The 17,795-nt window shown below is 62.4% G+C and carries 14 protein-coding genes; 6 read left to right on the top strand and 8 right to left on the bottom strand.

Annotated elements, in window-relative coordinates; genetic code table 11:
• Positions 1-32: 32 nt before the first annotated feature.
• From AAFO90_RS10045 to AAFO90_RS10010, 8 genes are all read right to left on the bottom strand, one after another.
• Positions 33-1,457: a PLP-dependent aminotransferase family protein gene (locus tag AAFO90_RS10045; protein WP_347509311.1), complete on the bottom strand. Its 1,425-nt coding sequence runs from the start codon at positions 1,455-1,457 to the stop codon at positions 33-35.
• A gap of 41 nt (positions 1,458-1,498) precedes the next feature.
• Positions 1,499-3,565 carry a molybdopterin-dependent oxidoreductase gene (locus AAFO90_RS10040; RefSeq protein ID WP_347509310.1) on the bottom strand — a complete coding sequence of 689 codons (2,067 nt, stop codon included), beginning with the start codon at positions 3,563-3,565 and terminating at the stop codon, positions 1,499-1,501.
• Between the two features lie 239 nt (positions 3,566-3,804).
• Positions 3,805-4,815: a GGDEF domain-containing protein gene (locus AAFO90_RS10035; protein ID WP_065270942.1), complete on the bottom strand. Its 1,011-nt coding sequence runs from the start codon at positions 4,813-4,815 to the stop codon at positions 3,805-3,807.
• Positions 4,812-5,399: a heme NO-binding domain-containing protein gene (locus AAFO90_RS10030; protein ID WP_065270943.1), complete on the bottom strand. Its 588-nt coding sequence runs from the start codon at positions 5,397-5,399 to the stop codon at positions 4,812-4,814. Before AAFO90_RS10030 ends, AAFO90_RS10035 begins: the two co-directional genes overlap by 4 nt.
• A 378-nt stretch (positions 5,400-5,777) precedes the next feature.
• Positions 5,778-6,797, bottom strand: coding sequence for an Ldh family oxidoreductase (locus tag AAFO90_RS10025; protein ID WP_347509309.1), 1,020 nt, complete (start codon positions 6,795-6,797; stop codon positions 5,778-5,780).
• 52 nt (positions 6,798-6,849) lie between these two features.
• On the bottom strand, positions 6,850-7,500 hold the full coding sequence (locus AAFO90_RS10020) for a DUF3726 domain-containing protein (RefSeq protein ID WP_347509308.1): 651 nt from the start codon (positions 7,498-7,500) through the stop codon (positions 6,850-6,852).
• Positions 7,497-9,158 (bottom strand): hypothetical protein, encoded by a 1,662-nt coding sequence (locus AAFO90_RS10015; protein WP_347509320.1) that lies wholly within the window; start codon positions 9,156-9,158, stop codon positions 7,497-7,499. Before AAFO90_RS10015 ends, AAFO90_RS10020 begins: the two co-directional genes overlap by 4 nt.
• A gap of 121 nt (positions 9,159-9,279) precedes the next feature.
• Positions 9,280-10,251, bottom strand: coding sequence for a membrane dipeptidase (locus tag AAFO90_RS10010; protein WP_347509307.1), 972 nt, complete (start codon positions 10,249-10,251; stop codon positions 9,280-9,282).
• Between the two features lie 149 nt (positions 10,252-10,400).
• Between AAFO90_RS10010 and AAFO90_RS10005 the strand changes: the two genes are divergently transcribed.
• The 6 genes from AAFO90_RS10005 to AAFO90_RS09980 all read left to right on the top strand — a co-directional run bounded on the left by AAFO90_RS10005 (position 10,401) and on the right by AAFO90_RS09980 (position 17,717).
• Positions 10,401-11,321 carry a LysR family transcriptional regulator gene (locus tag AAFO90_RS10005; RefSeq protein ID WP_065270947.1) on the top strand — a complete coding sequence of 307 codons (921 nt, stop codon included), beginning with the start codon at positions 10,401-10,403 and terminating at the stop codon, positions 11,319-11,321.
• 128 nt (positions 11,322-11,449) lie between these two features.
• Entirely contained in the window at positions 11,450-12,823 is a 1,374-nt protein-coding gene (locus AAFO90_RS10000; RefSeq protein ID WP_347509306.1) for a sigma-54 dependent transcriptional regulator, read from the top strand.
• A 346-nt stretch (positions 12,824-13,169) separates the two neighbouring features.
• Positions 13,170-14,900 (top strand): OFA family MFS transporter, encoded by a 1,731-nt coding sequence (locus AAFO90_RS09995; RefSeq protein WP_347509304.1) that lies wholly within the window; start codon positions 13,170-13,172, stop codon positions 14,898-14,900.
• Between the two features lie 164 nt (positions 14,901-15,064).
• Positions 15,065-15,664 carry a DUF6134 family protein gene (locus AAFO90_RS09990; RefSeq protein WP_065270950.1) on the top strand — a complete coding sequence of 200 codons (600 nt, stop codon included), beginning with the start codon at positions 15,065-15,067 and terminating at the stop codon, positions 15,662-15,664.
• Positions 15,665-15,675: 11 nt separating this feature from the next.
• Positions 15,676-16,353, top strand: a complete 678-nt coding sequence (locus AAFO90_RS09985; RefSeq protein ID WP_274832381.1) for a response regulator transcription factor — start codon at positions 15,676-15,678, stop codon at positions 16,351-16,353.
• Positions 16,350-17,717: an ATP-binding protein gene (locus tag AAFO90_RS09980; RefSeq protein WP_347509303.1), complete on the top strand. Its 1,368-nt coding sequence runs from the start codon at positions 16,350-16,352 to the stop codon at positions 17,715-17,717. Before AAFO90_RS09985 ends, AAFO90_RS09980 begins: the two co-directional genes overlap by 4 nt.
• Positions 17,718-17,795 lie beyond the last annotated feature (78 nt).

Genomic DNA, 17,795 nt, shown 5'->3' with positions numbered 1-17,795 from the left:
GAAACCATACTACTGCGCAGCTCGCACCGCTGTCAGGTTTGATCCTGTTTCGGCTCGGATTCGCCGTCCAAAACCTGCGCCAGACGGGTCAGCGCCGCGTCGATTTCGCGGATCTCCATGTGGCAACAGCCCAGAACGAGACCATTCAGCTCGGTCACCTCGGCGGCAAATTCCGAAAGCGGGCGCAATCCCAAACCGGCGCCCCGCGCCCGTTTGCAGATCTTCTGATCCTGCCAACCGTCGTTCAGATGAAACACCAGCTGCATGCCCGCGCCGTGATCCGGTGCGCTGCCATAGGCAGAGAATTCCTGCTGCAGCCGCGCCAGCAGATGCTTGCGCCGCTCACCATAGATACGCCGCACCCGGCGCAAATGGCGGTAGAATTCGCCGCTGTCGATAAACTCTGCCAACGCCTGCTGCGGCATGCCACTGGCCCGGGTGCCAAAGCGCAGCAAACTGTCGTGCAGCGGCGCAATCAGCGTCTCGGGCGCCACCACATAACCGATCCGCAGCGCGTTCGAGAAGGTCTTGGAAAAACTGCCAAGGTATATCGTCCGGTTCAGCCCATCAAACCCCGCCATCGCCGGAATGGGCCGCCCCGCATATCGGAACTCGCTGTCATAATCATCCTCGATGATCCAGGCGCCGGTCCGTTTGGCCCAGTTGAGGAATTCCAGACGCCGCCCCGGCGCCATCGCCCCGCCCAGCGGATGCTGATGCGATGGCGTCAGTACCACCGCCTTCAGACCAGCGTCCTCTTCGGGAACACAGGCGCCAAGAGCATCGACACGGAGGTAGTGCGAGCGCACCCCCTGCGATTGCACGATACGGTTCAGAGGCGGATACCCCGGGTCCTCGATCCCGATGGCGCTGCCGCGTGGTGCCAACGTGCGCAAGCAGAGCTCAAGCGCATCCGTCGCCCCCGCAGTGATAATGATTTGCTCGGCGCCTGCCTCGATCCCCCGCCACTCTGCCACATAGGCCGCAATGGCCCGGCGCAACGCCGCGTTGCCCCGAACCGCGCCGCCATCCAGCATGGTTTCCGGCGCCACCCGGCAGATCCGCGATACGCAGCGCGCCCATTGCCGGTGCGGGAACAACCGCATGTCCGGCTCTCCACTGTTGAAGGGCAACAGGGCACGCGGCGTCTCTTTTGCAGACTCCGGGGGTGCAGGATGCACCGGCTGCAGTTCGACCTGCCCCATGGCGCAGACGGTAAACCCCGAACCGCGTTTTCCCGCGATGTAGCCTTCGGCTTCCAGCTGCTCATAGGCCGCCACCACGGTCGAACGCGACACGCCCAGCTCTACCGCGAAACTGCGGGTGGCCGGCAGCTGGCTGGCCTCCGGGATCTCTCCTGCCGCGATCCGCGTCCGCAGCGCCGTGCAGATCTGCTCGAACACGGGAACAGACAGACTGCGGTCAATAGAAAAGGTCGGCCCGGGTACCTGCTGCACGGTATTGGTCTCCACGTTCCGCCCAATACTGCCCCATTGCGTCAGTCCGGTCTACTATCCCACCCACGCCGCAGATCCACGAAGGTTTCGTTATAGCAGGCGCCCCCGGCAATATCCGTGCGCAGGGCCGAGGGGATCAGCGCATTCGCCGTGCGGCCGCTGCGCGAGCTGGAAAGCCAGGTGCCCTTGGGGCTGTAGGCCACACCGGGCCGGGTGGCAATTGTCACCTCCAGCGTAAAGGTCACCTCGCCCCGGGCATTCCAGACGGTGACGGGATCGCCATGGCTGAGTCCGCGTGCCTCGGCATCCTGCGGATGCACCTGTACCACCTCGGCCCCCGCCGACAGCGCATGATGGCCAAAGGTCGCGTTGGTGCGCTTGTCCGAACTGGGAGTGACCAGCACCAACGGCAGATCCTGCGGGGCGGGGTCATAGCGCGGCACACCGCATCCGAACCGATCCTCAAGTTCCTGACTGAACAGCTCAATCCGCCCAGACGGCGTCTGCGGCATCACCGAGTGGCACAGCACCAGCGGACTGCCATCCCCTGCGGTCAGCGCGATGGCCCGGTCGCAGGACATCTCGCTGGGTGGCTTACCCCCGAACACCGGATGCGACGCGTCCATGGCCTGATCCATCAGGTCCTTGTCACTGTCGCGGAACTCGGGCTCCTGATACCCGAACCGGGCGGCCAATCGGCGAAAGATCTCGGTATTGGGCAGGCTTTCCCCCACCGGCGCGATCACCGGGGCGGCCCTTTGGATGTAGTTCTGCCCATAGGCGCCATAGATGTCATCATATTCGAAATGGCTGGCGGCAGGCAGGATCACGTCGCAATAGGCCATGGAATCCGTCATCACCACATCCGCGCCTGCTATGAACAGGTCCTCTTGCGTCAGGGCCTCGATCATCCGGTCTTGATCGGGGTGCGTTGCAACAGGGTTGTGGTTGTAGATCATTACGGCCCCGACCGGCACATCAAGGCTCCGGTCCAGCATCTTTTCCGCCACATCCACGATATTGAAACAGCGCGTGCCGGGCCGGATCAGATGATCCCCCTGCAGGCGGGCCGTGGTCTTTGGCGCGGCGGCCCCGGATTTCGCGACCACCCCGGCACCGAGGCGCCCGTGATGGCCTGTCAGCGCATTCAGAGCCATCGCCGCCCGCAGCCCGGCACCGCCCGAGCGGGTCCGTTCGATCCCGTTGCCAAAGGAACTCGCCATCCGGCGGGACGCGACGATCCAGTCCACCAATTGGTGCAGCTCTTCCACCGGGAGGCCGCAGATGTCGGCGACACGATCCGGGGTATAGGCGCGGGCCTCCTCCATATAGACGTCAAACCCATGGGTCCATTCGCCGATGAAGGCCATATCCAGCGCATCGCGCCGCTCCAACTCGGCCGCCAGTCCCAGCGCAAGAACCACATCGGTCCCCGGTCGCAGTTGCAGGTGCATATCGCATTGCTCGGCCAGCTTGATCCGCTTGGGATCAATCACCACCACCCGCGCGCCGGATTTACGGGCCTCTTTGATCACGCGCATAAAATGCAGGTTGGAGACCGTGACGTTGTTGCCCCAGACAAGGATCAGATCCGATTGCACTGCCTGCTCCGGCGGCATGCCCGGCGCGCTGCCAAAGAGGCTGGCGTAGGCCTCTCCGCGCACACCACCACAGAGCGGCCCGCGATCCAGCAACGTCGCCCCCATCCGGTAGAAGAACCGCCGGTCCATTGAGCCCCCGGCCAGTTCACCATGCGGCCCGGCATAGTTAAGCGGCAGAACCGATTGCGACCCATGCGCCTCGATTGCCTGGTTGAAACCTGCATGGATCAGGTCCAGCGCCTCCTCCCAGGTGATCCGCTCACAAGACCCCGATCCCCTCGGGCCGGTCCGTTTCAAGGGGTGCCGCAAGCGCGCCGCGCCATGCACGAAATCCGGATAGCAGCGGGCCACCTTGTTGCAAATCACCCCGGCGGTGAAGGGGTTCGCTGTCGATCCCCGGACTTCGGAAATCCTGCCGTCCTCGACCTTGACGGTGAGGCTGCAGGTATCCGGGCAATCCAGTGGACAAACGCTTGGGCGAAAGGCGGTCAGGTCTTGATTGGTCATCTCGGCCTCTGAAAACAACACTGAAAGGGCGGATACACCGGCAACTGGGAGGGCGTTAAGCTCCAATTTGGGCAAAAATGACCAGACCAATCTGGTGAAAGCATGGGACTGGAGGGCCAAACTGGCCCGCTATCTGGCCACCACACGCGCTTTTGGCGCCTGCAAGAGGCGCCAAAAATCAGGTAACGAGGAAAAGAAGCTACGGCAACAGGCAGACAGAAACGACGGAATTGGGCCGATCAGTGATCGAGGGCCAGAACCTTGTTTTCCATGCCTTTTTCATAGAAGCAATGCTGCGCCCGGCCAGATCCCTTGGCCGCATAAAGCGCGACATCCGATTCATTCAGGATTTCCGCAGCGGTAAAGGTGCCGCTGTGCCAAGCCGAAAGCGTAGTGCCCGCGCTCGCCGAAATCTTGCACATCTTGCCGCCATAGGGAATCGGCACCTCCAATTCGGAGATCAGCCGTCTCGCCAGCCCTTCGATCTGGCGCAGATCGCGCAGGTCATTGAAGATCAGGACAAATTCATCGCCGCCAACACGCGCAACCGTATCGGACTGGCGGGTGCATTCTACCATGACACGGGCCACATGCTGCAACACCGCATCCCCGGCGGCGTGTCCCAGCGTGTCGTTGACCTGTTTGAAGTAATCGAGATCCAGATGCATCAGGGCAAAATCCCGGCCGCCGCTGATCAACCGATCCAGAATGTGATCCATGGCGCGGCGGTTCTTGAGGCCCGTCAGCGTATCTGTGAAGGCCTGTTCCTCGGCCGCGATCTTGGCCCCTTGCAGACGCAGGTTCAGCTGGCGCGAGGCCTCCATCGCGGCGGACTTGGCCTCAACCAGATAAAGCATCTCGATGGTGAGATCGGTTGGAGAAAAATCCGCGCTGGTCAGATCATAATCCCGCACGGCTTCCAGAACCGAGATCCCGAAGGACAGGTTGATGATCGCGCCCTGCCCCTGTGGCAAAGGCACGAGAACGCCTTTCAGGCTGGTTTGCGGCGTGTCCCGAAAATGCAAATGCAATTTGGACCCGGCCGTATTGACCAGGTCCGCCATGGACCGAACCCGGCGCGGGCGCGACAGATCAAAGACACGGAAAAACCGGCGCCCCTCCCATTTCAGATCGGGTCGGAGCTTTCTGAGCGTGGGGCCGACGCGCTGGATATACCCCTTGGCATCCACGATCGCATACATCGGGCAGATCTGATCCGCGATGACGGCAAGCTGTTCATTGGTCATCATAGGGAATGCGCTCCCAGATCAAAGGCCCGCCCTTCGGCAAATTCTCTTTCCACCAGGGTGATGGAAATCACCTCTGCCCCGTCCTGCGCACCGCTTGAATCCAGAATAACGAGATCTCCGTAATCGTCGGCCATGGCCCGCAAAACACCCATCATGACATTTGAATAGCCGGGCAGCCCCGGCTGGCAAACCAGTTCGAAATGGCCCGGTGACTGTTCCAACAATTCCAAGCCCGGCAGATAAAGATCGGATACGGCAAGACGGGCACGCCCCGGAAGGTCATCCAGAGAATGCAAAAACTCAACATAATTGACCCCGCCGAACCGCAGCAGGCGGCGCAGGGCTTCGACCTGAGGGTTGGACACCAGAAAGGTCCCCATATCCTCAAGCATCTCAGGCAGCGGACGCTCCAGCACCGTTTCCATGGCACTCAGCATCTTGTTCGACTGGTCATCCGTATAGGTCAGCATGGCCTCGAATTGTCGAAACCCAAGCCCAGCCACATCCATGATTTCATACCAGCGGTCCGCGCCATAGGTGCTGGTCACAAAAGCCTGGATCGCCCTGTTGATCAGACCATGCATATCTTGGCCCCTTTTCCTACCGTGTCCCATTATTGGGCCCTGTGTGTTAAAAAACGCCCAACATCGGCAAAATTCATCCAAACAGCACCACGTTCCGGGCACATCCACGTGCCTCCCCCGAAACAGACCGCAGCCTCTAGGTATCCCTTACCGACAGGACAAGCCCCCGGAGGTGGTCGTACGCACACAGCCCGGTAAACTCCCGGTGAAACGGCATAATCCGCACCAGGCTCACAGGACACGGGCACCTGATATCTTAGCGCCAAGAGCAGGCACCGACGCGACATCATTTGCTTGAAAGAGTTCCGGCGCGGACCCTAGCGATGCCAACCCGCACCCGTCAAGCCAGATGGCATCTTGCTTGCATCCTTTCCTGCATCAGTCGCGGTGCGGCAGCAGTGCCCGCACCCGCGCAAGGGTTGCCGTGCTGACCGCGACCCCGGCCTGTTCTGCCCGCGCCCGTGCTGCGGCACGCCCATCGCCCGGCAGGCGCGCGCCTTTCTGCGCCTGGACCGAGGCCACAAGCGCACCCATGCGGTCTGCATAACCTTCCCCCGAGGTCGCGCCCGGATCGATGGCAATGAAGAACTGTCCGGTGCGGGGCGGCCCGCCTACCGGCCCCGAAAACGGGCTGGCCTCACTGCCCAAAAGGGCTCCGGTCATCGCTGCCGCCATCATCTCGACCATCAGCGCCACGCCAACGCCCTTGTACCCCCCGGCAGGCACCATGGTGCCCTTCAGTCCCGCCTCCGGGTCCGTGGTCGGATTGCCCGTCGCATCTAGCACCCAGCCTTCGGGAACCGGTCTGCCTTCGCGGGCGTGTTTCATCACCTCGCTTTTGGCGATGGCGCTGGCGGATTGGTCGATCAGAACCATGACCTGCCCATCGGGGCCTGGCGCTGCGATAGAAAAGGGATTGGTGCCCAGAACCGGCTGCGCGCCACCTGATGGCGCGATCGAAGCAGGCGCATTGGTAAAGCCGATGCCCATCAGACCCGCCTGCGCCAGCCGCTGGGTGTGACAGCCCAGAACGCCGCAATTGTAGGAATTGCGGATCGCAAGTACCGCAACCCCCTGCTCCCGCGCCATCGGGATCAGATGTTCAAACCCAAGATCGATCGCGGCATGGGCAAACCCGGTAGCTGCATCCACAGTCACCACGCCGGGCCGGGATCTGGAGACCTGCGGCTGGGCCTGACCGTCCACCTTGCCGCATGTCACATGCTCGGCGTAGATCGGCACATAGGCCAGACCATGGGAGGCAACCCCATCCGCTTCGGTCATGGCCGTAGCCCGGGCCAAAGGCGCGGCATTTTCACGGCTGGTCCCCGCCGCCATCAGCGCCCGGAGCGCCAGATCTTCGATCTCTGCCAGAGAGAGGGTTTCTGTCGCGCTCATCTGTCTCCGCTTTCTGTCCGTTTCACGTCTTCATCCCGTATCAATCTCCGTATCAGTCATTGTCCGCCAACCCGGCCCCTGCGCCGCGCAAGCGCGAGGCCTCAGTCGCCGGGGCATAGGTGCGATGGGCGAAGGTGGACAGCTGCGCCCAGGCGTCATCTGTGACCTGCCCGCGCCTGACTGGCGCAAGGGGAGACCCCAACGTTGCCTCCGCGTGGCAGCGCAGCCAAGGCACATGATCGCGCAGCATCTCTTGCCGCGTGCCGGTCGCGCAGATCTGGCGACCATCGGTCACCAGCCGCATATTCGGCCAATCAAGCGCTACGGGCCGGTCCAACCGCTGCGCTGCCGCCGCCACAAAGGGCAAGAGCAGCAAGGGAAAATCCACCTCCTCCATCTCAAAAACCGTACCGGTCTCAAGCTGGGCGGCCCGGTCGCTCAGCGCACTGCCCGACACCAGGGGGCAAAGCCGCCCCATGGCCGCGCGCCAGCGTCCGCCTTCTATCGCCGTCGGAGCAAGCGCGGCCACGGGACGCAGATCGTTGCGCGCCAGCAGCGCGGCCAGCTGCTCCGGGCCGGGCAAAGCCACCCCGGCCAGAAGACGCGCCGCCGCGCCAACTTCCTCCGCCAGCCCCCAGGGCAGCCCAGCGCCCCGCGCCGCGCGTTTGCACATGGCTTCGATCTCGTTCAGCGACAGGTTCATGCGTCTGGCATCTCCGTCGGTTCCGGATAGATCCAGAAATCTCCATCGCGCGCCGACAGCTCTTCGGGATAAGGCGCATTACCGAACATGCAGATCCGCACCCAGCGATCGGACCGCGGATCGAAATGCATCGCCCCGAAGAAAGACAGTTTGCAGCGCAGCATGTCGATCGGCAGAAGATCGCAGGCAATCGTATTGTCCCGGATTTCGGCATAGGGCGCCTCGGCGACGATCTGTACCCGCCGCACCGCGTGCCTGTGCTCCGGGTGGCGCAGCAGAAATTCCGCCACGTTCGCTTCCTCGGGCCAGCCTTCCATCGCGTGATACAGCGCCGCCACATCTCGCCCCGGGGCCAGAGGCTGCTCATAGGGGGCGATGGGTTCCTCGGCCCGTTCACCCAGGCGCGGTTCCAGTTTTTCCTCCGAAACATACCAGACGCGGGCAGTGGTTTCGGGAAGATCCCAGTCGATGGCCAGCGCCCAGTCATGGGAGCGCTGCACGAGCTGCCGCAGACGTCCCAGCGTCATGGCGCCAGCAATGCGCCGGGTTTCCCCCTCCCCAGAGGCCATGGCGGTGGCCAGATCATCGACCAGCGCGCCATAGGGTTCCAGCATCAGCGACACCAACCATTCCTGCCCTTCGCAGGACAACGATCGCTCTGCCCAGCGGTACAAACCATCCCAGGGGTGCGGGGCCGACAGAACATCGCCCTCCAGATGCCCGGCCAAATGGTCGATATCCGAGATCAGTACGGATCGCTTCCACGCCTGCCCCGGGTGCCCGGTCTGCCAGTGCGCCACGGAACGGCGGGCGCGGGCAAAGAGGTCGCGAAACCGGGCCACCTCTTGCGGGTTGGCCTGCGGCAGGCTCCGCACCCGCTCCAGCGCGGTTTCCCGCGCGGTGATCCAGTTGTTGAACAGAACCGGGTGGTTCAGCAAAAAGGGCGCCATGCCAAGGCCGGTGGAATTGCCGATGCCCAGACGCCGGGCCAGCGCCGGATCCAGACGCGCCGCAGTCCCACCCGAGCGAGCACGGGCGCGGGCATCCGCCATGTGCTGCACCAGATCCCGAACAAAGGTCCGGGTCAGATACACCGACAGCATTTCGGCCTGAAACGGCGCCGCGCATTCCGGCCTGTCCGCGATCATCTCGCGGTCGGCAGCGCCCAGTTTGCCCGAGCCATAGACTGCCGTGGTCCGCATCAGATAGCCAACCGCCTCGATCTGCGCCGGGTCGGGCTGGCAGCCTGCCGCCAGCGCCGAGACTACGTGTTCCCACAGGCGCACCGAGCGGTTCGCCCGCGACACCGACAGCTCGCGCTCGCTCACCCGGCCAGCTTCTTGCAGCGGCACGTTCTGCGCTAGGCGGGCAATGTCGTCGGCGCCCGGAACACCATCGAACAAGGCAAAGGTCGCATCCCAGGCCTCGGCTATCACCCGGTCAGAGCGTTTTTCCGGCGGCAGGTCATGGGCAAAGGCCATAAGGGAATAGCTGCGTTCAGGGCCATGGGCGCTGTAGACCGCGTGTCCCGTCCCGTCGTCGCCGATCTCGAACACCGGCCTGTCAAAGCACCAGCCCTCGGCCTGCATCCGGCGGGTCAGAATGCGCATGAAGGACAGCCGCGACTGATGGAAAGATCCCAGCCGTGCAAGGCGCATCACGGTTTCAGGCGGACGCAGCCCAGCGGGTCGGTGATCCGATGCTTCCCTTTCCAAGCCGCCCTCCTTCTTTGCTTACCCTTGTTTTTCCAGTGTTTTCCTCTGACCCGGTGCAAATGACCTATGCCGGGCCGAACCCCTCGCTGAAAAAGCGGTACCAGTTGCCGCCCATGATCGCGGCGACCTCACCCGCGTTCATGCCAACAGCGCGCAAGCCAGTTTCTATATTGCCAAAATCGCGGTTGTCGCGGAACCAATCCGGCATCGGCGGAAATCCGGCGGCGTCAGCGGAGCCTTCGCCATAGTCGATCTCCTTGCTCCAGCGCCCGACGCGCATCCATTCCACCACGCTGTCCGGCTGATCCTGGCACAGGTCCGAGCCGATCCCCAAATGCTCCACTCCAAAACTATCGGCGGTGCGGGCGATCATGCTGCAGAAACTGTCCAGCGTGCAGTCGGATTTGTCCTTCAGATGATGCGGGTAGAGCGAAAAGCCAATCATGCCGCCGTTCTGCGTCACCGCCCGGATTACATCGTCACGCTTGTTGCGCAAGGCAGGCATCCAGCCGTGCGGGTTGGCGTGTGTGATGGCGATGGGACGCTGCGACAGATCTGCCGCTTCGATGGTAGAGCGGTCGGCGGAATGGCTCATATCGATCACCATGCCGACGCGGTTCATCTCGCGGATCACCTGTCGCCCCATGCGGGTGATACCGCTGTCCTCGGCCTCGTAACAGCCCGTCGCCAGCAGCGATTGGTTGTTATAGGTCAGCTGCATGAACCGAGCGCCGAGCGTGTGCAGGATTTCGACCAACCCGATGTCATCCTCGATCGGGGACGGGTTCTGAAATCCAAAGAAGATGGCCGTGCGCCCGCTGTCCCGCGCCCGATCGATATCGCTCGCCTGCGTGCCTTTGAGGATCAGATCCGGGTATTGCTCGAACCAGCGGTTCCATTGTTCAAAGTTCAGAACCGTTTCACGAAACCCTTCGTGATAGGCGATGGTGACATGCACCGCATCGACGCCCCCTTCGCGCAGCTGGCGAAAGATCTTTTCGGACCAGTTGGCATATTGCAGCGCGTCGATCCGCATCAGGGCCGGCCCCATGCAACACGGCGCAGTGCAGTTTGGTCCATATGGCGTTTCTCCGGGTCCGATATTTGCCTTGGATGAAACTATGGACTCGGCATCCGCTTTCACACAAACTCAAACAACTCAAACTCATTTCAGAAATTTTGAAAATGGCGCTGAAAATTGAGATGCTTCGATGCTTTGCCACGGTGGCCCATTCCGGCACGCTGACCGGGGCGGCACAGCAATTGGGACGCACGCCATCAGCGGTTTCGATGACGCTGAAACAGCTGGAGGACCATCTGGGAGAGCCGTTGTTCGAGACCGGACGCAAGAACAAGCTGACTGCGCTTGGCGCCTTTGTGCTGGAACAGGCGGATCGGGAGTTGCAGCAATTCGACACCACGGTGCGCGCAATCGAAGGCTTTGCCAGCGCCAGAACCGGCAGGGTGCGCGTGGCAGCGGTGCCCTCGGTGGCGGGCAGCATCCTGCCGCAGGCGATTTCCAGTTTCATCGCGCGGTTTCCCGGTGTCCAGATCGAGGTCTGGGATATGGAATCACGCGCCATCATCCGCGAGGTGAGCCGGGACCGGGTCGATATCGGCATTGCCACGGCAGGGTTGCCGGATTCAGATGCGATGCCCGCGCTGGATCCGCCAACGCATACTGGCCTGCATTGCAGCAACCTGATGTCAGATGCCTTTGGTCTGATCTGTCCCGATGGGCATCCGCTGGCAGCGCCCGGCGGGCCGGTGTCGTGGCGCGACATCGCCGAACAGTCCTTGATCGCCAATCCCCTGTCCGCCGGGATCCGGACCAAGGTCGCGCAGAGCCTGCACCGGGAGGCACTGCTGCAGGGGCACAATGTGACCTCTCTTCTGGCCATGGTGCGCGCCGGTCTGGGCATTACCATCCTGCCGGAGATGACCATGCTGCTGCTCGGTTCCTCTGGTCTGGTCTTTCGCCCGCTGGCCGATCCCGAAGCCCGGCGCCACATTCACCTGCTGCGCAAGGCCGACGCCCCGCTGCTGCCGGTGGCCCGCGAGCTGGAGCGGCAGATCCAGCTGACGGCCGCCCCGTTCCAGACGTAAGCCCCAGCCCCTCCGCTACCCTTGCTCGCGAAGAGTTCATGACCTGGCAGGCTGGCTTTTCTTGACCGGGCTGAGTTTGGCGGGCATGCCCTATTGCACTCAGACAACAGAACACGGGTAGACCTGCGGTGGCACAGGCAACAGAAGCGCAGAGCGGAAACGAACTGACCGACCGACTGGCGCAGGCCAGCATCCTGGTGGTGGATGACGAACCGGGCATGCGCAACTTCCTGGTCAAAACGCTCGCGCCCCACTGCCGAGAGGTCGCTGAGGCCGCGACGACCGAAGAAGCCGGAGAGCTGCTGGCCCAGCGGCATTTCGATGTGATGATCCTGGACAACATCATGCCCGGTCAAAAGGGCATCGACTGGCTGGCCCATCAGCGCAGCGCCGGCGGGTTTACCGATACCATCATGATCACCGCCTATGCGGATCTGGAAACCGCGATCGAGGCGATGCGCGCCGGGGCTGCGGATTTTGTTTTGAAGCCCTTCCGCTCGAACCAAATGCTGAATGCGGTACAACGCTGCATCCAGATGGCTCAGCTGCGGCGCGAGAACGCCCTTTTGCTGCACGAGCTGAACAGCGCCGACACCGGGCGCAGGTTGCGCAACCAACTGATCGGCAGCTCGGATGCGATCGCCGATGTGCGGCGGGTGCTGGATCAGGTCCGCGATGTCAGCACGCCGGTTCTGATCACCGGCGCCTCTGGTACCGGCAAGGAAGTCGCGGCGCGGCACCTGCACGCAGCCTCGGACCGGGCGGCGCATCCCTTTGTGCCGATCAACTGCGCTTCCATTCCGGCAGAGATGATAGAATTCGAACTCTTCGGCCATGCGCCCGGCGCCTTCCCCGGCGCGCAAGGTGGACGCGAGGGGCTGCTGCCCTCGGCGCAGGGCGGAACCGTGTTCCTGGACGAGATCGCAGGTCTCAGCGCGTCGGCGCAGGCGGCATTGTTGCGGGTGCTGGAGGATGGCTTGGTCCGCCCTGTTGGCACCGAACGCAGCACCCAGCTGGATGTGCGCTTTGTCGTCTCCACCAGCAAATCGCTGAAGGACGAAGTCGCCGCCGGGCGTTTCCGCGAGGATCTGTTCTTTCGCCTCAATGTGATCGAAGCGGTGATGCCCCCGCTGAGCCAGCGCGGCACCGATGTGGTGGAACTGGCCGAGTTGTTCGTGCAGGAGATCGCCGAGCAGCTGACCCGCGCGCCCTTGCAGATCGATCCCCGTACCCGCAGTGCCCTGCTGCGCCATAAGTGGCCGGGCAATATCCGGGAGCTGCGCAACTTCATCGAGCGCTCTTTGATCTTTGGCAGCTTTCCCCTGGAAACGCTGGCCCACCCGGCGGACGGCAGCGGCCAGATCGAACCGCTGGATCAGATCGAGCGGCGCGAGATCCTGCGCGCGCTGGAGGCTGTCGATGGCAACCGCTCGGAAGCCGCCCGCAGGCTGGGCGTCTCGCGAAAGACCATCGACCGCAAATGCGCCTCCTGGGGATTGTAAGCCGGGAATCGTCCATCCCCTCGCGCTCTGGCGCCCTCTGCCGAAACCGCTGCTGGTACCTGATCACGCATATTTTTACCGAATTGAACAACCGGACAAACTGGCGCAAATTTTACCCCCTGGCTGGGAAACAATTTCCAAAATGTCCAAATTGTCCCGGGTCGCGACTATAGCGCTCCGACAAAACGTCAGCGTAAGTTATTGTTTTTTATATTTAAAACATTGACGCACCCCTTCACAACAGCCGAAGACTACCATGTCGCATGCGCTCGCATGCCCAGCTTCGGCAGCCGACCTCGGGGAGGAGAGAGACGCCAGCCGGTCAATAATTTGGAGGATAATCCATATGAGTTCCGCACCCAATCGGGGGCCGCTTTCCTTTCTGCTGAAGGAAAACATCGTCGCAGGCCCCGGCTTCAACCGCTGGCTGGTACCCCCGGCCTCGATCGCCATCCACTTGTGCATCGGCTCGGTCTACGCCTGGTCCGTATTCAACCCTGCTCTGACGCGCCAGCTGGGCGTTGTCAGCCCCGCTGCTGACGACTGGAGCCTGACCTCGGTGGTCTGGATCTTCTCGGTCGCCATCGTGTTCCTCGGCCTGGCTGCTGCCTTTGCCGGCAAATGGCTGGAAAAAGTTGGCCCGCGCATGGTCGGCACCGTTGCTGCCTTCTGCTGGGGCGGCGGTTTCCTCATCGGCTCGGCAGGGATCGCCAGCCATCAACTGTGGCTCGTTTACCTTGGCTATGGCGCCCTCGGCGGCTGCGGTCTGGGCCTTGGCTATGTCTCGCCGGTTTCAACCCTTCTGCGCTGGTTCCCGGACCGTCGCGGCATGGCAACCGGCATGGCCATCATGGGCTTTGGCGGCGGCGCGATGATCGCGGCCCCGGTCAAAGGCTGGCTGCTGTCCATCTATGCCAAGGCACCTGAATACCTTGGCACGCGCGAAGCCATCGACACCGTGATCGAAGGCGGCCGAGTGTTTGCCCAGACCGCAAACGGCATGGTTGAGGTCGTCATCGCATCGGCGTCCCAGGCGGCAGCCCTGCCCGGCGGCGGCGAGGCTGGCATCTATGTGGTTGGCACCGGCGACACCGGCGCATCCTCCACCTTCCTGACCCTTGGCATCGTCTATTTCATTGTGATGATCATCGCCTCCTTCAGCTATCGCGTTCCGGCAGAGGGCTGGAAACCCGAAGGTTGGGAGCCGAAACCGGCCGCTTCGGGTCTGATCACCAAGAACCACGTCCATATCGACCAGGCGCTGAAAACACCGCAGTTCTGGCAGCTGTGGGTGATGCTGTGCTTCAACGTGACGGCTGGCATCGGTGTGATCGGCGTCGCCAAGACGATGATGTCCGAAATCTACGGCACCACCATGCCGCTGATCGTGACCGCGGCCTTTGCTTCGACCTATGTTCTGATGATTTCGGTCTTCAACATGGTCGGCCGCTTCTTCTGGGCCTCGACCTCTGACTTCATCGGGCGCAAGAACACCTATCACGCCTTCTTCATCCTGGGCACGATCCTGTACCTGTCGATCCCCTATTTCGCCACTGCAGGCGCCGCGAACCCGTCGATGTTCTATCTGATCGGCTTCTACGTCGCGACGATGATCATCTTCTCGATGTATGGCGGCGGCTTTGCCACCATCCCGGCCTATCTGGCGGATATGTTCGGCACCATGCACGTGGGCGGCATTCACGGCCGGTTGCTGACCGCATGGTCCACCGCTGGTGTGCTGGGTCCGCTTGCGATCACGTCCTTGCGTCAGATGTCGGTGAACAATGCGATCACCGATCTGGCCGCCAAGGTGGATGCGCAGGCCTTTGAAACTGCCTTTGGCGCGCCGGTGTCGCAGCTGGACGCTCTGGTGTCCGCCAAGACGGTGACAATCGCCAAGCTGATGGAGATCGCACCGCAGGGCATCGTCGATCCGACGCCGAGCCTTTACAATACGACCATGTATTGCATGGCGGCTCTGCTGATTGTGGCCTTCTTTGCCAACCTCCTGATCCGGCCGGTGGGCTCGCACCACCACCACCCGGAAACCGGCGCAGCACCCTCGCCCGCCGAGTAACTCCAAAAAAATCCCAGAACCTGAAGGGGGCCTGCAAACGCAGGCTCCCTTTTTGCATTTATCGCCACGCACGGCCCATGCCCCGGTCACGCCCGTAAGGTTCGCGTAAGCGGCACCACCCATATCGGGCGCCAACCCTGTACAAATATCGCAAGGAGCGTGTCATGCAGATCCTCAGGAAACTCGCCGTTCTGGTCACAGCCATCGGGCTGGCAACGCCGGTATTGGCCTCTTCCCCACCCAGCCAGGGCGCATTGCGCTTTGACGTCATTCGCAAGGGCAAGGACATCGGAGAGCTCAGCTACAGCTTCTCCGGCTCTGCTGCCAAATACTCCGTTCAGGTCGTCACCGATATCGCCGTCAAGATCCCGCTGATCCGCGTCAATGCCTATGCCTTCAAGCAGAACAGCGTCGAGACATGGGCAAATGGCAAGATGACCTCGATCCGCTCGGCCACCGATGATGACGGCGACGCGCATCAGATCAGCGAAAAGGGGCGCGGCCTGCTGCCCGCAAGCCTGTGGAACGACGATATTCTGAAACGCCGCCAGTTGCTCAACACCATCGACGGCAGCGTCATGTCGGTGCGGGTGATCGATCTGGGTGTTCAGAATGTCCCCACCCGCAGCGGCCAGCTGCGCGCCCATCACTATCGTATCTCAGGCGATCTCGAACGCGATGTCTGGTATGATCAGAACGGAGACCTTGCACATGTTTCCTTCAAGGCCGATGATGGGTCAACCGTGACCTACCTGCGCAAATAGGATCGCAGCCCATGCGGCTTCTCTATGTGGAAGACAACGAAAGGTTGGCGCAAAACACCTGTGCCAGCCTTGAAAGCAATGATTTCGTCGTCGACTGGGTGGCGACTGGCGCGGATGCGGTGCATTCCGCGCGCAGTTATTCCTATGACGCGATCATCCTCGACCTGGGCCTGCCGGACATGGACGGGCTGTCGGTGCTTGATGGGATCAAACAGGCCAATGCCGACACGCCGGTGATCATCTGCACCGCCCGTGATGCACTGGACGAACGAGTGAAGGGCCTCAACGCCGGATCTGACGATTATCTGGTCAAACCCTTTGACAGCAGCGAGTTGATCGCCCGCATCCGCGCCGTTCTGCGCCGCCCGGGCGGTGCGCTGGGGCTGAAGCTGAGCCTTGGCAACATCCGCTTTGACACCAACGATCGTTCCGTTGAGATTGCTGGCCAGCCCGCCCGGTTTTCCCGTCGCGAGCTGGATTTGCTGGAGGTCTTCATGCGCCGCAAGGGGCGCATCCTGTCCAAGGACAGCATTGAGAACGCGCTTTACGGATTTGATGCGCCGCCAACGCCGAACGCCATCGAAGTCGCGATTCACCGGCTGCGCAAGAAACTGCAGGATCTGGGCGCCGCAAGCACCGTCCACACGCTGCGGGGCATCGGCTACCTGATGGAAGACGACGGTCAATGAAGGCCGCCCTCACCCAGTCTGCCCATGCCCCCCTTGGCGGACCGGGCTCACTGCAGCGCAAGCTGACAGTCAATATCGTCCTGGCGCTGCTGCTTGCCATCGCAATGTCCGTCACGATCCTGATCTCCGAGTTTTTCGAACATCTGGAAGAAAACCTCGAAGAGACCCTGCTGCGCGAAGCAAACGAAGTTCTGGTTCAGGCCGACCCGGAGGCGGAGAATTATGGCCTGCCGGTGCAATCGCTCCGGTTTCGCGGCGCCGAGGGTGCCTATCGCTATACGGTGTTTGGCCCGGAAATGGAGCTGCTCGCGGGCGGTGAGACCTCTCCGCAGATCAAGGCGCAGATTGCACCGCTGCCGCTTGGCACCGCAGCCGAGATTGACCTGCCGGGAGAGCGGCGCGGCATGGCTCTGTGCGGCATCAATGCAGGGCTGAAGATCTGCGTCCTTGCCTCGGCCTATGCCCCCATCGCCGATACCAGCATCTTTGATGCCATGTGGCACGAGGTAGAAGAGCAGATCATCTGGATCATTCTTGGCGCGGTGCTGGTACTGTCATCGGCGCTGCTGGCGGCGCGGCTCTCCCTGCGGCCGCTGGATCGCGTCATGCAGCAGGCCGACAGTATCGGCCCCGACGCCCCGGACCAGCGCCTTTCGCCCGAAGGGTTGCCGTCCGAGATCGTGCCCCTCGTCGCTGCCGTTAACAGCGCCTTTGCCCGGCTGGAAAAAGGCTACCGGTCGCAGCGCGAGTTTTCCTCCAATGTGGCGCATGAGGTCCGCACCCCTCTCGCGGTGCTGCACTCCAGCGTCGATACCATCGGTGACGCCGAGGTCCGCCAACGCCTCAAACAGGATCTGAAACAGCTAGAGCAGATCTTTGAACAGCTGATCGATCTGGCCCGGGCCGATGCGCTGGAACCTTCGACCTTTCAGGAGATTGCTCTGGACGATCTGGCGGTGCAGATATCCTGCGCTCAGGCCCCGAACGCCATCCGCGCGGGCAAAAGCCTCGCCGTAACCGGCGCCAAGGGCGTCCGGATCCGCGGCAATGAGGGCCTTCTGGCCATCGCGCTGGACAATCTCGTGCGCAATGCGCTGATCTATTCGCCCGCCGGAACCGTGGTTGAAATCTGCGTCATGGCAAATCCACCCGGCATCGCGGTTCTGGATCGCGGTCCCGGGGTGCCGGAGACGGAACGTGAGGCGCTGTTCGAACGCTTCAACCGCGGCTCCGAGCCGGGCCAAGGCAAGGGCTCAGGAATTGGCCTGGCCATTGTAAAGGCCGTGGCCGAGGCCCATGGCGCCCGGGTCGACATTGCTGACCGGGATGGCGGTGGCAGCCGGTTCAGCATCGAATTTTCATAAAACATCACAGATACTTGACCTCCTCCGCCCATGGTTCTGCGAACCTGTAAGCGGGCTGTAAGCCTGGCGGGCGATTTC

The organism is Phaeobacter sp. CAU 1743, from assembly GCF_039839315.1.
Taxonomy (GTDB): Bacteria; Pseudomonadota; Alphaproteobacteria; order Rhodobacterales; family Rhodobacteraceae; genus Phycobacter; species Phycobacter gallaeciensis_A.
Note: the sequence above shows the minus strand (reverse complement) of the source record. Positions and strands in the feature narration are given on the sequence as shown.

Coding starts and splice junctions, on each gene's coding strand:
- AAFO90_RS10040 (WP_347509310.1), bottom strand. CDS start 3,565: ATGACCAATCAAGACCTGACCGCCTTTCGCCCAAGCGTTTGTCCACTG.
- AAFO90_RS10035 (WP_065270942.1), bottom strand. CDS start 4,815: ATGATGACCAATGAACAGCTTGCCGTCATCGCGGATCAGATCTGCCCG.
- AAFO90_RS10030 (WP_065270943.1), bottom strand. CDS start 5,399: ATGCATGGTCTGATCAACAGGGCGATCCAGGCTTTTGTGACCAGCACC.
- AAFO90_RS10025 (WP_347509309.1), bottom strand. CDS start 6,797: ATGAGCGCGACAGAAACCCTCTCTCTGGCAGAGATCGAAGATCTGGCG.
- AAFO90_RS10020 (WP_347509308.1), bottom strand. CDS start 7,500: ATGAACCTGTCGCTGAACGAGATCGAAGCCATGTGCAAACGCGCGGCG.
- AAFO90_RS10015 (WP_347509320.1), bottom strand. CDS start 9,158: ATGCGCCTTGCACGGCTGGGATCTTTCCATCAGTCGCGGCTGTCCTTC.
- AAFO90_RS10010 (WP_347509307.1), bottom strand. CDS start 10,251: ATGCGGATCGACGCGCTGCAATATGCCAACTGGTCCGAAAAGATCTTT.
- AAFO90_RS10005 (WP_065270947.1), top strand. CDS start 10,401: ATGGCGCTGAAAATTGAGATGCTTCGATGCTTTGCCACGGTGGCCCAT.
- AAFO90_RS09995 (WP_347509304.1), top strand. CDS start 13,170: ATGAGTTCCGCACCCAATCGGGGGCCGCTTTCCTTTCTGCTGAAGGAA.
- AAFO90_RS09990 (WP_065270950.1), top strand. CDS start 15,065: ATGCAGATCCTCAGGAAACTCGCCGTTCTGGTCACAGCCATCGGGCTG.
- AAFO90_RS09985 (WP_274832381.1), top strand. CDS start 15,676: ATGCGGCTTCTCTATGTGGAAGACAACGAAAGGTTGGCGCAAAACACC.
- AAFO90_RS09980 (WP_347509303.1), top strand. CDS start 16,350: ATGAAGGCCGCCCTCACCCAGTCTGCCCATGCCCCCCTTGGCGGACCG.